Source organism: Bradyrhizobium sp. ISRA464, from assembly GCF_029910095.1.
Taxonomy (GTDB): Bacteria; Pseudomonadota; Alphaproteobacteria; order Rhizobiales; family Xanthobacteraceae; genus Bradyrhizobium.
Window position 1 is genome coordinate 6,623,617 of record NZ_CP094526.1, and the last position, 17,459, is coordinate 6,641,075.

The window sequence follows — 17,459 nt, forward strand, 5'->3', positions numbered from 1 at the left end:
TGGCTGTTTTCTTGGGAAGAGGTTCCGGAACGAGATGCAGAACCGATACGTCGGCGACATCGGCGATTTCGCGAAGTACGCCCTGCTCAGAGCTATCGCCCGAGAAACCAAGCTTCGAATCGCAGTCATATGGTACTTGTATTCGGACGAAGACCACAACGCAGACGGGAGACATATAAGCTACCTCCGCGACGAGGCTCTTGCACGGCTCGATCCGACCCTCCATTCCGCGCTCGCTCGCCTTATTCACAAGAGGAAGAGGAGCGTACGTTCGGTAGCAGCTGCGGGAATTCTACCTCCCGACACCTCTTTTTTTACAAATCTGATTTCCGACCGCCGCAGCGATACGGGATTGAGCCGCGCGCAACGTGCTCTATTCCGAGCTGCTTGGCTTAAGAAGGCACTCGCTAGCGCAAAGGATCACCAGCTGGTCTTTCTAGATCCGGACAACGGGCTCGAGACCGCATCGGTCCAACGACACTCTCCGAAGAGCGGGAAATACGTCTTCTGGAACGAGATCGCGGAGTTCTGGAGTGCGGGTCACTCGCTGGTCATCTATCACCACCTCAACAGGACGGCGACGGTGGCGCGTCAAGCTGAAGTCCTGAAGGCCAAATTCCAGGAGCGATTTCCGGATGCTCCCCTCTTGCGGCATTTCCTGGCGCGCCGCGGATCGTGTCGGCACTTTTGGATAGTGGCGCAAGGCCAACATGCACAGGCCCTCGCCCACGCGATCGAACAGATATCTCAGACGGCCCTGAGGGAATGTCTCGAAGTCGGATGAGTTCGGCCGTCCTTCTCGAACTCGGATCGCGGCACCAAGGAATCAGGTCCGAAGCCGACCATCGTGATCGACGCTCCAATCGACGACTCCACGCGGAGGAGAAACTCGCGCGCAAGTCCACTTCGCTTGTCCCGGCCATGAGCACGATCGACATAATCCAGGTGGTTCAAGACGATCGACGTCGGCTGGTTGGCGGCGATAGCCCTTCGCACCACGTCGACCTCGAAGCGGCCGACACGCCTCACTTTTTTGGTCGCGGTGGTGAGTTCCTGGTAGTCCTCGGACAAACCGGCTTCGGCCGCGAGGTCCTTCCAACTCATCTCGTCCTCGAGCGGGCCAGACGTACCCGCCACCCGGATCGGATGAGCGCGTAAGACGAGCACGATTTCGTCGACGTCGAACGGACTCAGACCGGCTTCCGATACGAAAGCTGCGGCCGTCGTATCCCGGCTGGTCGCGTGCGGGTAGAAGCCTCCGTGGAGCACCGAAAGTCCGAATCCCTGCGATCCTTCGATGACGATGCGCTCGTTCTTCGTCAGAACGTCGCGCATCATACGAGCCGTGTCGTCGATGTATGGGTGCAGCCTCGGCTCCCCCTTCGCCAAGCGGACGGCCGAACCGCGGTCGATGCGACGTACGAGGGCGGCACCTGTTCCCGAACCGGTAGAGCCGATCCTATCAACGAGCCCGGTCGACCTTTCCTTCTCGCGATCTTCCGGAGAGATCAGACTAGCGAACGGGCTGACCTTGACACGGTCGGGCCCCAACCCGAGTTCGGCGACTTCTTTCTCGAATATGTCGACGTCGATGAGGGCTCCGGGCGGGAGCACCGCGATGGTGTCTTTCGCGAAGACGGAGGCAGGCAACTGACGGAAGGAACGAGGCTCTCCTCGTTCGTCGATGATAGTATGCCCCGAATTCGTGCCGCCGACACGGACGACGCAATGTGCGGCCTTCTCGCGAGCGAGCGCGAGCGCGACCTTGCCTTTTCCTTCCGATCCGTATTGACCGCCTACGACTACTGAGACAGGCATTTGCCGCTCTTCGAGATCTCCAAAAGAAGCTGATCAAGCGACTGCTTCAACTCAGACAGACTTCCTTCGTTCTTTAGTTGTATCCGAGCCAACTTCGCGAGCGGTGCGATGCCGGCTTCGACCGGCTGGCCATCCGCCGCCTCGAACGAAACGGCCGCATCCTCCGCATATCTGGCGCGGCGGACATCGTCCGGGGCGGAGATGTGGAGATGAACGAAACGAGCACCGAACGTCTCCACGAAATAGGCTCGATCCTCGGGAAAACGAAGCCCATCGATCACGATCAGGCTCTGGCCTTCGACACGCCGAAGAACGCGCTCGCAGAGCCATCTCTGGCCCTTCTCGCGATGTATCCGTTCACCGAACTGCTGACGCATCGCGCGATCGGGAGTTTCTCCCGCCTCCTTGATCTCGTCGTCGATGACCAGGCTGAAGCGCGTATAGGCGAAGCCTTGCTCTTCCAGCATCCTTGCGGCGGTGGTCTTTCCGGAGCAGATGCGCCCGCTTATGCCCAAGACGAGAGGAGCATCGACGCCGTCGGTTAGCCTCGGCACGATCAAAGCACCCTCGGTCGGACCGCTGAGCGCTTCATACTTGCCCGCAAGGAAGAACGAGCCGACCAACGCCGCCGTAATGGCGTCGAGCTCGTCATGCGTGACCTCTTCCGAGATATATGATCCTTCGATGCCGAAGTCGGATAGTCCGCGCTTCAAGTATTCGATGCCAGCCCCCTTGCGGGGAATGGCCATGATGTCCTGAGCCGCGCCCGGATAGCTCTCGATGACGGCGATTCCTTCGCTTCGGATCCTAGCCGCAAGCAGCATTCCGCGGCGAGTCAGTCCCTGCATGCTCGGCAGCAGCGCAGGATAAACGTTGACGCCGCGCCGCTTCAACTCGCGCTCGCACTTGCGCATGATGCCGTACTGCTTGCGTCCCGGATCGTCGTCGGTCACCACCGTACGTCCGAACGGAAGCGAGAGCGGAGAATCGATGGAGACCAGATCCGGCGTGAGGGCGATAATCCGACCAACCATTTCCTCATCAGTATGTACCGTGAGTGTTTCGGCGTTCGCGCCCTCCAGCACGCACCACCCGGAGCCCCGCTTTTCCGAACCCGTCAGATCGATGCCGACGATCCGGGCGCGCTCGGCAGCGGTGTCGGAGAAGATCGACGCGAAACTGCGGAACGTCACGGCGGGTCGGAGCGACCGATCCGAGATCAGCGGCACCGGTTCGCCGAATATGCGCCGGGCGATTTCCTCGAACGCCTGAGGCTGAAGCCAAAAATCGCGCTGCAGATTGAGCCGAGCCATCACGATGTCCAGGATGGCAGCCATCCCTAGAACGTCGCTGCGATTGTACAGGATGAGCTTCTGCAGCGCAGGTAGACTTCCGCGCAAATAGTCGTGCCAGAGAAGCACGGCTGCGGCACCGTCGACGTCTTCGAGATCGCTCCGGAAGTCGATCCTGAGCTCTCTCTCGATGTTCTTCTGTCCGCCAGCCAGTCCCACCCGGCGCGAAAGGTAGCGCAGATCGACGTGAACCGCCGGCAGCACGAGCTCGCCGAAGGTCTTCTGCAGAAATCGAAGATCGAAAAGAGTGCCGTTGAACGTTACCAGGACGGTGGCGGAGGCGAGATCCCGTAGCAACGGCGCCGGATCTTCGCCCTTCACCAAGACTTTGTATGCGCCATCGATCGCCCAACCGATGATCGTGATCTCGTCGTAGAACCAGCTGAGGCCGGTAGTCTCGACGTCAAGGAACAGGACCCGAGCTTCCCGCGAGAGAATCGGCGACAAGTTGACGTCCGGCGGAGCACTCTTGCGGGCAGATTGGACCGCTTGCGTCCGCGAGGTCGGCGGCTTGCTGCCCCCCTCCGCATCGAATAATGAAAACAAGATGTCGCTCCGCCTCACGCGCGCCGCAGCACGACTTCATCGAGGTTATCCCCGAACGTTCCTTGCCGAAAGTCGCTTTCCGGATCCCACTCACGGAACCCCCTGAAGCTCCACAGGAGATTGGGTTTCGTCGGAAACGCCTCGGATAGATTCTCTCGAATCTCGCCGCTTCCGTGCTTCCTATCTGGAAATCGCGCACGCCGCGAGCCCCGACCTGCATAATCCGCGACATAGACATAAAATGGGCGCCCCGCACCTCCCAAGTCCTTGTTTATTAATGCAAAAATGTCGAAAAACGACCGTATTCCCACCGCGAACTGGTAAAGTATTCCTTCGCCACGACCGCACTGCTGATCTTTAACCGCACCCGGCTAAGCGCGATGTCCCCGAAAAGTCAGCTAATCGGCCAGCCGATCGCTGGGCCGGGCTAACCGTGCGGAATGAGGAACAGGGCAGACTGGCTCGCGTCGGGACAGGCGAAGCGGGGCCCACGGCGATCGTGGTGTCGGAGGCGAACTTGAAAGCGTCCCCGGCAATCGTTCTCTCTGTTGAGAGGGGTATCTGGACCCGCAACCCCGTCCGTGATCGTAACCAAGCGGCGAAATTCAAAAACCCAGTTTGCTGAACAACGATCTTTCATCCGGCAAAAACAAACGGTCCTCCCACCCTATCGTCTTCGCTCTGGGTTTCTTCGATCCGTCGGGCGCGACGATCGTCAATTCGCCCTCGTCGCGAAGGAAAATGAGTTGCTTCTGGAGGATTTCCGAAGTCACAGGCGTGTCGTTGCAATTGCCGGCGAACAGCTCCTCCACGAGAAGACCGCGTCCCGCCCTGCTCGCAGAATGGATCATGGGCGGCAACTGCTCCAGAACCGCCGCCTCTGAGCGCCTCCGTGCATCGTCGTCGAACATGAATGTGAGCATGCCTTGTCGCAGATCCTTCGACGGATCGAAGCCAAGAGCATGGAAACCCGCACCCCCGTGATGTTGGAAGTGGTTGTTCAGCCGCCAATGCAGCTTTCCCATTTCGTCCCGCGCCTGCCGGTGCTTGGACAGGTGCAAAAGCCAGTACGACCGGTGAGCCTCCACTGAGCGAATGAAGAAGGGAGTGTAGAACCGAGCGCCGGCCCGATCGCGGATGTGGCGATAGAGACCGTTCTGGATCAGATAGCGCCAACCATCGTCGTCGCGTAGGCCCGTTAACGCGCGGACATCTTCCCTGTCGAGTTCGACGTTGAGGAGCGCTTGCGTCTCGTTTGTCTTTTCCGATAGGAAATCGATGAGGGCGTCCACGGCGAAGGTCAGGAGGATTTCCGGCTTTTCGATCGAGCTCATGATCTCGCGCATGATCCAGAGGGCGACGTCGCTCCAACCGTATTGATCGAGGAAGAACAGCGACCGCTGCGCAGTGCCCTTTTTGCGGATGTGGGCCACGACCTCGGGAAGCGCTTCCTGGAAGGTGGCTCGCCGGATGAAAACATCCCGACCAATCCTCGAGCCGTACCCGCGCTTGCGAAGCACGTCATCAAGGAAGTCGATGTGATGACGCTTTTCGTCGATGAAGAAAAAATCGACCCTTAGATCGAACCCCTTGGCGCGAGCGGCTCCCAGCGCCTCATCGACGGCCTCGACGGCCTTCAAAAGCCGTAGGGGCGATCCGTCCACCTCTCTCGATCCCGATCGATAAAGGCCGCCGCCGCAGAAGCCATCGACGATGGTCAGATTGAGCATCGTCTGGCTCGGCGTCCGCGTGACGCGATCGATGTAAATCTTCACGTAGTGTTCGAAGATTTCGTGCTTCGCGAGGCTATGCTCTCCCAGGACGGGAGGGCGCTCACCCAGCTTCCAGGCGTACTGTCCGCTCATGTCGCCGACGTTTCTCGGGGAATTCCGGAAAATCAGCCTATTCGATTCGCTTTCGGCCTGGCGAGGCTCGACGCGGCCATCCCTGCTGTCCACAGACCCCAAGGTATCGCGCGTGGCCTGCTACGCCGCTCCGACCGAGCCGATCCGCCCGCCCGGACAGCGCCAAAGGAATGTTGAGGCCGTCAGGAGAACGATACGGACCGAGGCATCTCGTCCCAGACCTGGTCGCGGTAGATCCGTCCATTGGCCTTCTTTGAGCGGCGCCTGTTGTCCTTCCCCCACGTGCCCCATTGCTTGAAGAAGAACGCTGTATGATACGCTGCGCAGCGGTCGAAGATCTCATCGATCCACTCTTCGCGGATCGGCCGGGCCGACCTGCCGCTCTCGCCCCCGACGATAGCCCAATCGATTCCTCTCAAGTTCACCATGCCGACCGAACCGATCAGCGGTTCGAACGATATGAAGCGGATCGCTGCCGGAATGGATCTCAGATGATCGATACGGTTGACCACGTCCGCGTTTTCGACGCTGGTGCCGAGCCAGACGTTCGGTAACACCTTGCCGATCTTCGCTTCGATCAATTCACCCATGCGTTCGGGCCGCTTACTGAGAATCTGGTAGTGGTGATGTGGTGTGCGACCCATGACGTCCCAAACCCTTAGGATGAAGGCGTCGGAGACGCGCTCGTGGAATAGGTCCGACATAGAGTTGACGAATATCTTGCGGGGCTTCCGCCAGCGCAGAGGAATCTCAAGCGCGTCCGGATCCTCTCGGACGACGCCGTTCCAAACAGTCCTCCTCCCGCTACGGCGCGTAAGCCCCTTGTATTTGGGGACGCCCATCGCCTGAAGTCGCTTCGCCATCTCCATGGCGTAGCAGTTGGTGCAGCCGGCACTGACGATCGAACATCCGGCTACAGGATTCCAGGTGGCATCGGTCCATTCGATCTGTGTCTCGGCCATGACCGTCTCCGAATAATGCCGCATCCGTCGCAGCAAGCCGAAACCGGCTATAGCAAAGCATCGGTTAACACCCGGTTTGAGCCTTCCGACGCATCGAACGGTGACTGGAACATATCAGGAACGGGCCTACACGGCAACTCAAACGTCGACTCCGCCGTCACGGGCGTCTCGCTCAAATCGGCAGCGAGCGCGCGGGTCGCCCTCTCTCGCTTGACCGTGGCGCTTTCTTTCGAAGAACTTGCGCCGGTTCAATTCGCACCGCGGGGCCTCAGGAACAGACCATTTGGCTTTGGCTGACGATAGGGCTTCGGGTTCGCATAGTGGAGTAACGTGAAAAACAGCGACCGAATGTTACAGAAATTCGTATCGTTCGCGTAGAGGCGGGAGAGCGCCGACGTATCTGTCGGCCGCCACGCCAACCGATCCGGGTCAGCACTGAAAAGCCGCCTGGCGTTGGAGCACCACAAGTTCTCAGCCTTCCTGCATCGCAGCAGCGTGGCGACGGCTCCTGTCCTGGAAGACTCCCGCAACAGGCATGCGGTGATCGTTTAGGGCTCTTCCATTCAAGGTAGCAAGATCATCAATGCGTTGCTAGAAGAGGCCGTCCTGAAGCTCATCGGCGGCTCGGAGATCGTGATCGTTCACGTTGAACGGCGGCAACAAAAGCTTATGGATGACATTCAAAAGAGCTACCCCGGCGAGGCGAGAGCCGAAGGCCCCTGGTCGACGCTCGCCCTTGAGACGATCGCCTGGAAGGCATGTGCTCCCAGGTCTGTGAAGAAGTCCTAAGGCCGCCCGTCCAAGTCTACAGAGAGGCGCAGGACGGGGGTCAAGATGCCGTCTTCCTGGTCGATGGACTCCACGGCGCTGTGGACGCGAGGGTGCAATGCAAACACGCGTCCGATCCGCACAGGCGGCTGAAGGAAAGCGACCTAACGGCAGAGCTCGAGGTCGTGACGGAGCTCGTGGCGAGGAAGCAGGCCGACACGTACTATCTGATGACAAGTATGGGGGTCGATGCGCCGATAGCGCTCAAAATTCGCGCGAGACTGCGAACTCTTGGGGTCCGAAAACCGCATGTGTTGGGCCGCGAATACTTGGTGCGAACGATCCGGGGCAGCGCCCGTCTACGCGCGCTCGTTCCACAGGTATACGGGTTGGGCGACCTGGCGGCGATTCTCGACCAACGATTAATCCAGCGGACTAGGATGCTCCTCGATCATTGGATTCCTAAGCTCAAGCTTTACGTCCCAACGTCCTCCCATCGAAAAGCGGTGGTTGCGGAGATGGTCGGAGACCCGCCTCACCGATGGCGCGGCCCCATCGTTGGATACGATCTTGAGGAACTTTCACCTTCGATCGCATCGCTCGACTTCGAATCCTTCAGCAGCAGAAACGAGTCTGTCCTCGGCAGCAAATCCTTTGGGACGTCGCTCAGGACCGTACTAAGGCCTGTTTCCAGTCAACGGCTTGCGAGGAAGCTCGCGACGAGATTGAGAAGGCCGGCAAAGCTGGCATCGGTTTTTCGTGGCGAGTTGCGATGCGCCGGAATGCCTTGAGGGAACAGAAGAAGTTCTCGACGAGATGGCGCCATTTGTACATTTCGGCGTCATGAGGGATGCGCCCGGCGCGGCCGGCCTTGGACAGGATGACCGCGGCGCGGCGTAACCCGCCAGGGCTGCCCTTTCGGGTAGTCTCCGGTCATGAATAAACATTCGTCGACCCTGAAAATTGCGCGCTCACCCAATCGTCCTTGAAAAACCATCCCCTTGTGAATTTCCTTCACGATAGCCCACTTGGGACCGAAATCTCATCCCATATTGCGAAAAATAGTCTGCTAAACCGATTCTCATGAAAAACATTCTCGGATAGCCCGCAAAATGTGCGTTCCTCCCCGAAAGAGGAGAATGGCGCTTACGCGCCTTTCTCCTCGCTATTTTCGGAAGGCTCGCGTAGGACCCGTCCGCCTGCGACCGGGAAAGATCGAGCTAGACGAGAAGACCCTTGCGGCGCGATGTTGAGGCGCGCCCTGTCGGGTTCTGGCGTTCACAGTCGGACCACTCGGCAGCCTACCGCAGGGAAATCACTCCGCAGAAGCGCGGCGCCCACGTCGAAGACGCCGTGCTGGCGCGAATGTAAGCGGCAAGGAGACTTCGCCTGGCGGATTGGGGAACGATTGGCTATCGGCTGCTGTGTTGCAAGCCGATGTGAGCTTCTCTGTCCGCCTAGTTCTGGAACTAGAACCTTCCATATGATCGAAGCGGTCGCCGGCCGTCTTCAGGGAGCGCCGCAGCAGCTTCGCCGACGCTGGTCGGACGAGTTCAAAGCGCAAGTTGTGACTGAGGCGCTGGAGCCAGATCCGAGCGTCTCGGCGATCGCCCATCGGATCGGCATTCACCCGTCGCGGCCGTTCGCCTGGCGCCGTGATACTCGGCCGAGCGGTAGCGCTGCCAGATGACTGCGCTGAAACGAAAGCCTGGCACGGGCGAACGGCCTCGAAGAGTATACACGAAAAAAGAGGCCGCCAAACAGGCGGCCTCCCAAGATAATCAAACCTACCATCCGCAGTTTGGATTAGGCAGATTCGCAGGCGAAGGCGGATTGTAGATACTCGTCGCTGCGCCAAATACATACTTCGATGTCGCGCCGGCCGGCTCTTTCTCAGAAAAGCAGCCAACCTGTAGTACGGTTGCTCCAACTGCTTGGCCCATGTTGCGGCAATCGTCCAATCCCCAAGTGCTTGGTACTGGTGTGACTGTTCGCCAGACATTTGGGACGAAAGGCGCACATGTCTTCGTTGTCCCCGCCGGTGGCGGAGCGACAGCGGCCTGCTGCGCGGCCGCCACTCCGACCGATCCTAGCAATAACGCGGAAGCAATAGTCAGACGGACCAAATTCATGATCAAATCTCCATCAGTATTTGCGCCCCACTTGGGAGCGGCACAACTCTAGCGGATAGGAACGTTATCGACAATCTAGCGATGCGTTTAATTCTGATGCCTCCACCACGGAGCAAACAACAAACGCCGGAATCCTCCGCTCGACCCGCGCGCCCGATCCGGGTTGCCTTAAAGCGATCATCGATCAAGGCTTCGTAACTGCGGCGTCGATACGCGCGATGCGATTAGGCATGCTCGGGGTTGTCGTAATCGGCGCACTTTGCTACTTTGACGAACGCGATCGAATGCCGCGGCAGGCCGAATCCGTCGCCCGTGTATTGCCAAGGCCAGCACTTCGCGAAGCCGTCCGGCAGCGCGGCGTACGCGCCGTACTGGGCGAGCAGAGCCTATGTGAGCGAACCATAAGCGCGATCATCGGCATCGAGCTTGTCGATGTTCTCCTTGAGCTTGCCGCCCGAGTAGATCGCGCTCTTGCGGCCGAGGCGCTGCTCGACCAGGCGAAGGAGACGTCCTGCACGATCGACATGTCACCCTTCTCCTTCACGCTCTGCCGCTCGAAGTCGAGCACCACGTGGTCTCGTCCGGCTCCGCTTCCTTAAAGAAGCGGTCAACTTGCGCGATAACGACCTCGCCCGCGTCGAAATGGCACGATCCGTACAGAATAACCGCCTGCTTGATCTGCTGGCGGCGCAGTCGATTGGTTGGATCGCCGTAGCGGGCGCCCTCGCTAGCCTTGTGAATCACGCCCCGGATACCGTTGCTGGCGAGTAGATCCAGTCGATTCCGCCGCTCGGCAGCGGCCGACATTATGGTGCGAGATATCGATCACGCGCGCGGTCATGGTCAGGACTTGTTCCGAGGTTGTGAGGTGGTTGCTGCCGCAGGCAGCAAAAAGCCGCCCGAAGGCCGCTTGTTCGCTCACGACGGGCGCAGCGCTGCTCGGTGAACTCACCCGCTGCGTCGGTTCAAAATCACACAACCGCACGCTACGTACAAACAATAATGCACTGGCGCGTCGCTCAACCTGCGTGTGGATAGTATCCACACGCCGATCGTGCAGAGGCAGACCAGATTGCAAAGTCCGGTTCGCGCTACCGTTCCGGTGTACCTAGGAGCTTGCATCCTTACTAGCGGCGCTGCCGCATTGATTCCCTTCATGTTCGGACAGAAAAAGTTGTGTCGGAATTTCTATCCGGCTCCCGTTCGACTGGGTGACGGCGGTTGCCAACGTATTGGGTTCTCTTTTCCTTTTGTTGGCGCTTCTGCCGCTAGCGGCTTTTACATCCGCCAAGGTCGCAACCAGGTTCACACCAGAGATCAATGTCAATGCGCCGCTATGGGGGTCTGTCGCAGTCTTTGGGGCGAAGACGGTATATTGCGCATGGAAGTTGGCTCAAGCCGGCGCCCTCAGCGCTCGCGCGCTCTGGGACACGGGCATTTGCTACGACCAGCGCACTTTGCGGCGAGGAGAGCTTTCTACCCTGCTCGGAAACAAGTATTTCGACTTCGCTTTTCGTGTCTGCCGATCATCAGAGCATAGGTATTGGACGGCGGACTTCGAGAGCGGCAACGAGGCTTGTTGATCCATAACCTCCAGCCGCGCCGCCCTCTCCAACTGCGCTGTGAGCAGCAACTGATCGCATTCATTATCGATTGACCTTATCAAAACAGATCGATGGCACGGCATGGGACAGCGTATATGGGCTCGCCGACCATCGCCCATTAGTGCCGAACCATTCCTGCCAACGCTGCGAGGCTGTGCATTGTATCAAGTACCGCTTGATGGAGCCGGCGAGGGTGATGGAGCAAAGCGCCGATCGAGTCGATCGTGACGCTCAACCTCGCGCCTCAGCTCCTCGCCGGTTATCCACACCAGCCAATCGTCGTCAACGATATCCTCTTCCACCAGCCGCAATATCGATCCGCCGGGTTCATGATGCGTGACCTCGTAGACACCTTTTTCCACTGTCCAGCGCGCGACAAGTCCGCATAGGAAGTCAGGAGCCCACATGGCAAATGATACGCCGCGCGCTATTCCTCCGATGATCTTAGCGATCCCCTGGCCCCTAAAGTCTCCGCGGATCCAAGTATCCCCATGGTACGCTATTTTCCCCGTCATCTTCTTCGCACTTGGCGCTGTGCAAGTACAACGGTCCTGAGGATGTGCCTGTATGGTCGGATCTGCGTAAAACGCTTTGAGGGACTGAAGATGTTCTGCAAAGTTGCTCTGCGAAAGATCATACAGCCGAGCGGCCTGTAGAACCGTGACCTCGTCCTTCTTATCGACACCCATAATCCAATACCCCTCGCCGGGCTTGATTGGCGAGCGATCGGGCCGAAAATTGGGATAGGTCAGCCGCTTCGTGGGGGTGGCCCTTGTGATCGAGACGTACTCTTCAAAATCAAATCCGATCGAAAGCTTGATTTCTTTTTGGGCGGCGGCGGCGTCGTATACTTGCAGGAGGCGTGAGACGTGCAACGGATTGACAACGTTCTTCATCGCTGCGCTTCATCCTCTCGTGAGAGCGGGGCCCCGACCTATGTGGCGAGCTGCTAGCTGATCGTCATCACTGATGACCAATCAGGACAACTACCTCCTCTGGTAGGTCAGTTTGCAGTGGGCGTTTGAAGCGGTGATCGGCGCCTGTCAGCAGTTGACGGCTGCGGCGCGCTCTTGAGCGACAGCGGCCGATCGGACGATCCGCGCATTCGGGAGAGCTCAGCGCCAAGGGTATTGCTTCGGGCGCCCATGTCCTGCCAAGGCAGCAAGTCATTCGCAAGAGAACTCGTGCATCAACGAGCGTACCGTGATTGCAAGTAGGCTGTCGGATCTAGACAGCGATCGGTTGGGCATCGCCGACCGGCTCTATTTTCCTTTGGCCGTGGCGCCAATCACCCGCGCCCGTGGCCTCGTCTGGATGGCAGCACGCTCAGGTCACTCGACTCTAGCTTGCTTCACTGTCTCGGCTAGAGAGACTTCGAATATGTCAATACCTCGATTTAAGGCCTCCAGGTCGATCGTGAGAGCAGGCAAGAATTTTACGACCTCATCCCTGGGGCCGCATCGCTCGATAATCAATCCCTTCTCAAATGCCTTGCGCGTCGTCGCCTCCGCGATTTCAGCAATCTGGCAATCAAACCCCACGGCCATGCCTCGTCCGCGAACAGAAAAGCTGTTTCCGTGGCCGGACGCAATGGCCTCAAGCCGGCGGCGCATAAGCTCTCCCATGCGCTGGACCCCTTCTGAGAACGTCCGGCTGCGCCAGTAGACGTTTATAGCTGCGGTCGCAGATACAAGCGCAAGATTATTTCCTCGAAACGTCGCTGTATGTTCTCCCGGGCGCCAAGCGTCGCGCTCCTCCCTGATCAATAGCATCGACAACGGCAGGCCATACCCACTTAGCGACTTCGACAGTACGACGATGTCCGGCGACAACCCTGCGAACTCGAAGCTGAAGAATTCGCCTGTGCGACCGCACCCCATCTGGATATCATCAACTATGAAAAGGGCACCAACGTCCTTTGCTATCGCCTGAAGTGACTGTAACCATTCCTTGCCAGCTACGTTTATTCCGCCTTCTCCCTGCACAGTTTCGACGAGAATGGCTGCTGGCAAATCAACGCCACTGCTCTCGTCCAGCAAGACCTTCCGCAGGTAGTCCGACGTATCAGCACCCGGTCCGAGGTAACCGTCATAGGGCATGAAAGTCGCGCCGGACAAAGCTACGCCACTGGCTATGCGAAAATGACGACCACCGGTTACGGCGGTCGCGCCTAAACTGAGGCCATGGTATCCATGCGTGAACGAGATGACGTTCTGACGTCCCGTGATCTTACGTGAGAGCTTTAGTGCTGCCTCAACCGCATTGGCACCTGTCGGCCCTGTGAACTGAAAGCGATAGTTCTGCAGACCGCGGTCTCGAAGTATGACAGCGTCGAACGTCTCCATGAATTCGCGTTTTGCAGGAGTGGCCATATCAAGCCCGTGCACAACAGCATCTGAGGCCAGATACTCGGTAATAGCCGCTTTGATCTCATGATTGTTGTGGCCGTAGTTCAGCGTTCCGGCGCCTGAGAGGAAGTCAATGACCTCGCGGCCACCATCCGTTAGCATGATGGAACCGCGTGCCCGGCTGAACACATCCGGAAGCGAGCGTGAGTACAAGCGGACATTCGATTCTAACGCTTCGAAAGCTCGCAGGTTAGCCGGCTCGCCGATTACCTCAACCATCGCGTTTCCTTTGCAAGTCAGAGGTTCATGAACGAAAGAGGTTCATGACCAAAGCGGGCTCTTGTCAGATTGCGTGAACGGTGGACTCAGCACTCGGACAGACGCATGTGCAGGCTTGCGTCATTGGGTGTTGCACGATGCCCGCCGCCAAATACGTCCCTCTATGTACTTACATGAGAACCGAAAATCGCGGACCTACTAAGGTCAGCAGCTGTCGTTTCGACTGCTCCCATGAATTTTAACAAGGGCTTTCCGCGAGCCTGCCAAATCAGGCCGCCCGCCTCGCGGCAGGCCAAACTCGAAGCGAGGGAGCCCCATCATGGACATCACCACCCCGGTCCGTCACACCAATTACGGCTTGAACCCGGGGGACGATCTAAACGACCTTCGCATGTCTGAGACCGTGCGGCCGTTGTATGAGCGGGTGCGAGAATTCATCCGCGAAACCGTGGAACCAATTTCGGCTGAGCTCGAGAAGTCTTATGATAACACAGCCGACCGCTGGAGCTTCACCCGGGCGCAGCTCGACATGCTGGAGTGGGCGAAGTCCAAGGCCAAGGCGGAGGGCCTGTGGAACTTCTTCCTACCCGATGCCCACACCGGCGAGGGAATGAAGAATTTGGACTTCGCCTACATCGCCGCCGAGCTCGGCAAGAACCTGCTTGCACCTGAGACCATGAACTGCGCGGCGCCCGATACTGGCAACATGGAGGTGCTGGAACGCGTCGGCACGCCAAAGCAGAAGGAGAAGTGGCTGACGCCGCTGCTCAACGGGGAAATCCGCTCGGCTTATGCCATGACCGAGCCAACCGTGGCCTCCTCTGACGCCAAGAACATCTCGACAAGCGCCAAGCTTATCGGGGACGAGTGGGTGATTAACGGCGAAAAATACTTCATCTCCGGTGCAGGCGACCCGCGCTGCAAGATTATGATTGTGATGGTGAAGACCAACCAGGATGCAGCACCGAGCAAGCAGCACTCGCAGATCCTGGTGCCGATGGACACCCCCGGCATCGAGATCCTCGGACCTATGCACGTTTTTGGACAGGACCATGCGCCGCGCGGCCACATGCATCTACGCTTCAACAATGTGCGGGTGCCGAAGGAGAACCTCCTGCTCGACGAGGGCCGCGGGTTCGAGATCTCGCAACTCCGCCTCGGCCCCGGCCGCATCCATCACTGCATGCGTGTCATCGGCAAGGCGGAGAAGGCGCTCGACATGATGGTGCAGCGCGGGCTCACGCGCGAAGCCTTCGGCAAGAAGATCGCCTATCTCGGCGGCAATCTGCAGTTAATCGCGCAGGCACGCTGCGAGATTGAGGCCATGCGGCTGATGGTCCTGAAGGCGGCGAGAGCCATGGACGTGCTCGGCAACAAAGATGCACGGATCTGGGTCAGTATGATCAAGGCGATGGTGCCGGAGCGTGCCTCCAAGATCATCGATCAGGCGATCCAGATGCACGGCGCGACCGGCATTTCGAATTGGACGCCGCTCGCCGAGATGTACACCGATGTCCGCCAGTTGCGCCTGACCGATGGCCCCGACGAGGTCCACTGGATGGTCGTTGGTCGCCACGAACTGAGCATGCCGTAGGAGGACGAAACGCGTGGCCAAATTCGACTATGCACAGTTGGTTCGGCGGCCCTGCCATGGCAGGCGCAAAGAAGCCGCGGGTCTTCGATTCCCGTCAGGCAGCAGACTTCTCGGTCCTTCGACGGACAAAGTGTGAGTTCTTTACGTCAAGTTCAGCAAATTCGATCATGGGGTCCGGCCGAGCCATCCCCTGGGAGCCGCCGTCGCTCGCTCGCCCAAAGCGTAGCGCTGGCGAGCGACGGCGGCGGAGAGGTGGCGTAACTCCTCCTTCTTGTACTCCTTGAGCAGGTCCATGTTGAGATAGCGATGGTCCTCGAGCCAGGCCTCGTGACGCTCGACGGTCCCGGCTACGATCCGCGTCGATCAAGACAGCGAGTTGGTGTCGCCGCGATCTTGACCTGTGGCCTACCGACGCGGCATCACGCTCAACTTCTCGCGGCCCGGCCGACCGACCTCGAATGCCTTCCGTCGAGGCCTTCCACGGCTGCTTTTGCGCCGAACCCCTCAACGCCCATTGATTGCTCTCAGCCTTGTGGACGCTCAGGAACGAGCGGAGGGATTGGCGCGGGGGTACTACAATGAAGAGCGGCCCCCTGTACCCTTTCATGCGGTCTCTGGGATGAGCGCCGCGGGTCGCGCGAAGTGAAGCGTAGCGGAACGTAGCGTGACCCGCGGGCGACGGCCCGAATTGGCGTAGCCTTCCGGAACCGAGCCGATTCGTCGGGAGCGACCAATCGCCCCCTGTGGCCCGACCACCTGGGGGGGACGCGTGCCCCGTCGGATTGGCCGTGATCGATGCCCCGTGGGGAGTTCGCGCCGGACCAGAGCTGTTTTCTCCGAGCGCCAGTACAGGGATCGGCAAAGGTCGCGGTGGCTCGCTTGCGGCGACAAGGAGAGGGTATGACGGATCAGAAGCATTGGTATGCCGGCGTCGACTGGGCGTCGGAGAGCCATCATGTGTTCCTCACGGATGGCGATGGCCGAAAAATCGGCGAAAGGGTCTTCAGGCACGGTGGCGAGGGACTCGCGGAGATGGCGGGCTGGCTGATGGCGACAAGCGGCGCGGTCGAGGGGCCTCAAATCCAGGTCGCAATCGAGGTACCACATGGCCCCGTGGTCGAAACGCTGATCGAACGCGGGTTCAAGGTGCACGCCATCAATCCGAAACAGATGGATCGCTTCCGCGACCGCTTCACCCTGGCTGGAGCCAAGGACGACAGCCGCGATGCCGAAGTGATGGCGTCGGCCTTGCGTACGGATCGGCGTTGCTTCCGGCTGCTCGCAGCCGCTGACCCCGTCGTCATCGAATTGCGCGAGTGGTCGCGCATCGCGGAGGACCTCGGTGCCGAACGCAACCGGTTGACGAACCGCTTGCGCGAGCAGCTTTGGCGCTACTTCCCCGCAATGCTCGAGCTCGAAAACGACCTTGGAGCAGAGTGGCTGCTCGATCTCTGGGAGACCGTGCCCACGCCAGCCAAAGCCGCGCGGATCCGTGGGGCGGCGATCGCCAGGTTGCTCAAGCGTCATCGTATCCGTCGCTTCGACGCCGTCCATGTGCTCGATATCCTGCGTAAGCCGCCCGTTAAGGTGGCCGCCGGTGCGACCGAGGCCGCCAGTGCCCACATCGCTACGCTTATCGCGCGTGTCCGCTTGGTGAACCGCCAGCTCAGGCAAGCGCATCATCAGCTCGACACACTGACCGCCCGTCTCGTCGCGACCGACGAGGCCGAGCCGGGGCACAGGAAGCAGCATGACGTGGAGATCCTCGCATCCTTGCCGGGAGTGGGAAGGATCGTCCTCGCCACGCTGCTTGCAGAAGCCCTCGATGCCCTGCAGCGACGTGACTACGCCGCCTTGCGCAGTTTGACAGGAGTCGCGCCAGTCACCAAACGGTCGGGTAAGAGCTGCCTTGTGGTCAGAAGACAGGCCTGTCATGACCGCCTCGCCAACGCCATGTACCATTGGGCGCGCGTCGCCATCCAGCACGACCCCAGAAGCCGCTCGAAATACGTCGCGCTTCGAAGCCGAGGTCACAGCCACGGTCGAGCTCTCCGATCGGTTGCCGACCGCCTTCTCAACGTCGCTTGCGCCATGCTGAAAACCGGTACCACCTTCGACCCGTCGTTGGCTGCCCAAAAATCCACTTGTTAAATGGTGGGGAGTCCCCCCCCCGGAGCGACCAGCAATCGAC

At 59.5% G+C, this 17,459-nt stretch carries 11 protein-coding genes and 1 pseudogene; 5 read left to right on the plus strand and 7 right to left on the minus strand.

All coding sequences use genetic code 11. From position 1 onward, the window contains the following. Window positions 1-34 precede the first annotated feature (34 nt). Window positions 35-784, plus strand: a complete 750-nt coding sequence (locus tag MTX19_RS30885) for a hypothetical protein (RefSeq protein WP_280985621.1) — start codon at window positions 35-37, stop codon at window positions 782-784. Here MTX19_RS30885 and MTX19_RS30890 read toward each other — a convergent pair. The 5 genes and pseudogenes from MTX19_RS30890 to MTX19_RS30910 all read right to left on the minus strand — a co-directional run. Then, window positions 748-1,818 (minus strand): adenylosuccinate synthetase, encoded by a 1,071-nt coding sequence (locus tag MTX19_RS30890; protein WP_280985622.1) that lies wholly within the window; start codon window positions 1,816-1,818, stop codon window positions 748-750. The two genes, MTX19_RS30885 and MTX19_RS30890, sit on opposite strands and share 37 nt — an antisense overlap. Further along, window positions 1,803-3,716 (minus strand): ribonuclease H-like domain-containing protein, encoded by a 1,914-nt coding sequence (locus tag MTX19_RS30895; protein WP_280985623.1) that lies wholly within the window; start codon window positions 3,714-3,716, stop codon window positions 1,803-1,805. The genes MTX19_RS30890 and MTX19_RS30895 overlap by 16 nt, the downstream gene beginning before the upstream one ends. 605 nt (window positions 3,717-4,321) lie before the next feature. Beyond that, a complete protein-coding gene (locus MTX19_RS30900; RefSeq protein WP_280985624.1) occupies window positions 4,322-5,581 on the minus strand; it encodes a three-Cys-motif partner protein TcmP in 1,260 nt (419 codons plus the stop codon). Window positions 5,582-5,763: 182 nt separating this feature from the next. Continuing rightward, entirely contained in the window at window positions 5,764-6,543 is a 780-nt protein-coding gene (locus MTX19_RS30905) for a phage Gp37/Gp68 family protein (protein WP_280980660.1), read from the minus strand. A 1,462-nt stretch (window positions 6,544-8,005) separates the two neighbouring features. Further along, a pseudogene (locus MTX19_RS30910) lies at window positions 8,006-8,199 on the minus strand (IS5/IS1182 family transposase); the annotation flags it as partial. A 595-nt stretch (window positions 8,200-8,794) separates the two neighbouring features. Here MTX19_RS30910 and MTX19_RS30915 point away from each other — a divergent pair. Together MTX19_RS30915 and MTX19_RS30920 are read left to right on the plus strand one after the other, a co-directional pair. Further along, window positions 8,795-9,001: a transposase gene (locus MTX19_RS30915; RefSeq protein ID WP_280980661.1), complete on the plus strand. Its 207-nt coding sequence runs from the start codon at window positions 8,795-8,797 to the stop codon at window positions 8,999-9,001. 672 nt (window positions 9,002-9,673) lie between these two features. Continuing rightward, on the plus strand, window positions 9,674-10,042 hold the full coding sequence (locus MTX19_RS30920; RefSeq protein ID WP_280980662.1) for a hypothetical protein: 369 nt from the start codon (window positions 9,674-9,676) through the stop codon (window positions 10,040-10,042). A gap of 1,169 nt (window positions 10,043-11,211) precedes the next feature. Here the strand turns inward: MTX19_RS30920 and MTX19_RS30925 are convergent. Then, a complete protein-coding gene (locus tag MTX19_RS30925) occupies window positions 11,212-11,943 on the minus strand; it encodes a hypothetical protein (RefSeq protein WP_280980663.1) in 732 nt (243 codons plus the stop codon). Window positions 11,944-12,378: 435 nt separating this feature from the next. Next, window positions 12,379-13,674 carry a diaminobutyrate--2-oxoglutarate transaminase gene (gene ectB, locus MTX19_RS30930; protein ID WP_280980664.1) on the minus strand — a complete coding sequence of 432 codons (1,296 nt, stop codon included), beginning with the start codon at window positions 13,672-13,674 and terminating at the stop codon, window positions 12,379-12,381. 319 nt (window positions 13,675-13,993) lie between these two features. On the opposite strand from ectB, the gene MTX19_RS30935 reads away from it, so the two are divergent. Beyond that, on the plus strand, window positions 13,994-15,268 hold the full coding sequence (locus MTX19_RS30935; RefSeq protein ID WP_280980665.1) for an acyl-CoA dehydrogenase family protein: 1,275 nt from the start codon (window positions 13,994-13,996) through the stop codon (window positions 15,266-15,268). A 900-nt stretch (window positions 15,269-16,168) separates the two neighbouring features. Continuing rightward, entirely contained in the window at window positions 16,169-17,419 is a 1,251-nt protein-coding gene (locus MTX19_RS30940) for an IS110 family transposase (RefSeq protein WP_280980666.1), read from the plus strand. The last annotated feature ends 40 nt before the right edge of the window (window positions 17,420-17,459 follow it).

Excerpts from the sequence above, each read along its gene's own strand:
- MTX19_RS30885 (WP_280985621.1), top strand. The coding sequence starts at position 35 with ATGCAGAACCGATACGTCGGCGACATCGGCGATTTCGCGAAGTACGCC.
- MTX19_RS30890 (WP_280985622.1), bottom strand. The coding sequence starts at position 1,818 with ATGCCTGTCTCAGTAGTCGTAGGCGGTCAATACGGATCGGAAGGAAAA.
- MTX19_RS30900 (WP_280985624.1), bottom strand. The coding sequence starts at position 5,581 with ATGAGCGGACAGTACGCCTGGAAGCTGGGTGAGCGCCCTCCCGTCCTG.
- MTX19_RS30905 (WP_280980660.1), bottom strand. The coding sequence starts at position 6,543 with ATGGCCGAGACACAGATCGAATGGACCGATGCCACCTGGAATCCTGTA.
- MTX19_RS30915 (WP_280980661.1), top strand. The coding sequence starts at position 8,795 with ATGATCGAAGCGGTCGCCGGCCGTCTTCAGGGAGCGCCGCAGCAGCTT.
- MTX19_RS30920 (WP_280980662.1), top strand. The coding sequence starts at position 9,674 with ATGCTCGGGGTTGTCGTAATCGGCGCACTTTGCTACTTTGACGAACGC.
- MTX19_RS30925 (WP_280980663.1), bottom strand. The coding sequence starts at position 11,943 with ATGAAGAACGTTGTCAATCCGTTGCACGTCTCACGCCTCCTGCAAGTA.
- ectB (WP_280980664.1), bottom strand. The coding sequence starts at position 13,674 with ATGGTTGAGGTAATCGGCGAGCCGGCTAACCTGCGAGCTTTCGAAGCG.
- MTX19_RS30935 (WP_280980665.1), top strand. The coding sequence starts at position 13,994 with ATGGACATCACCACCCCGGTCCGTCACACCAATTACGGCTTGAACCCG.
- MTX19_RS30940 (WP_280980666.1), top strand. The coding sequence starts at position 16,169 with ATGACGGATCAGAAGCATTGGTATGCCGGCGTCGACTGGGCGTCGGAG.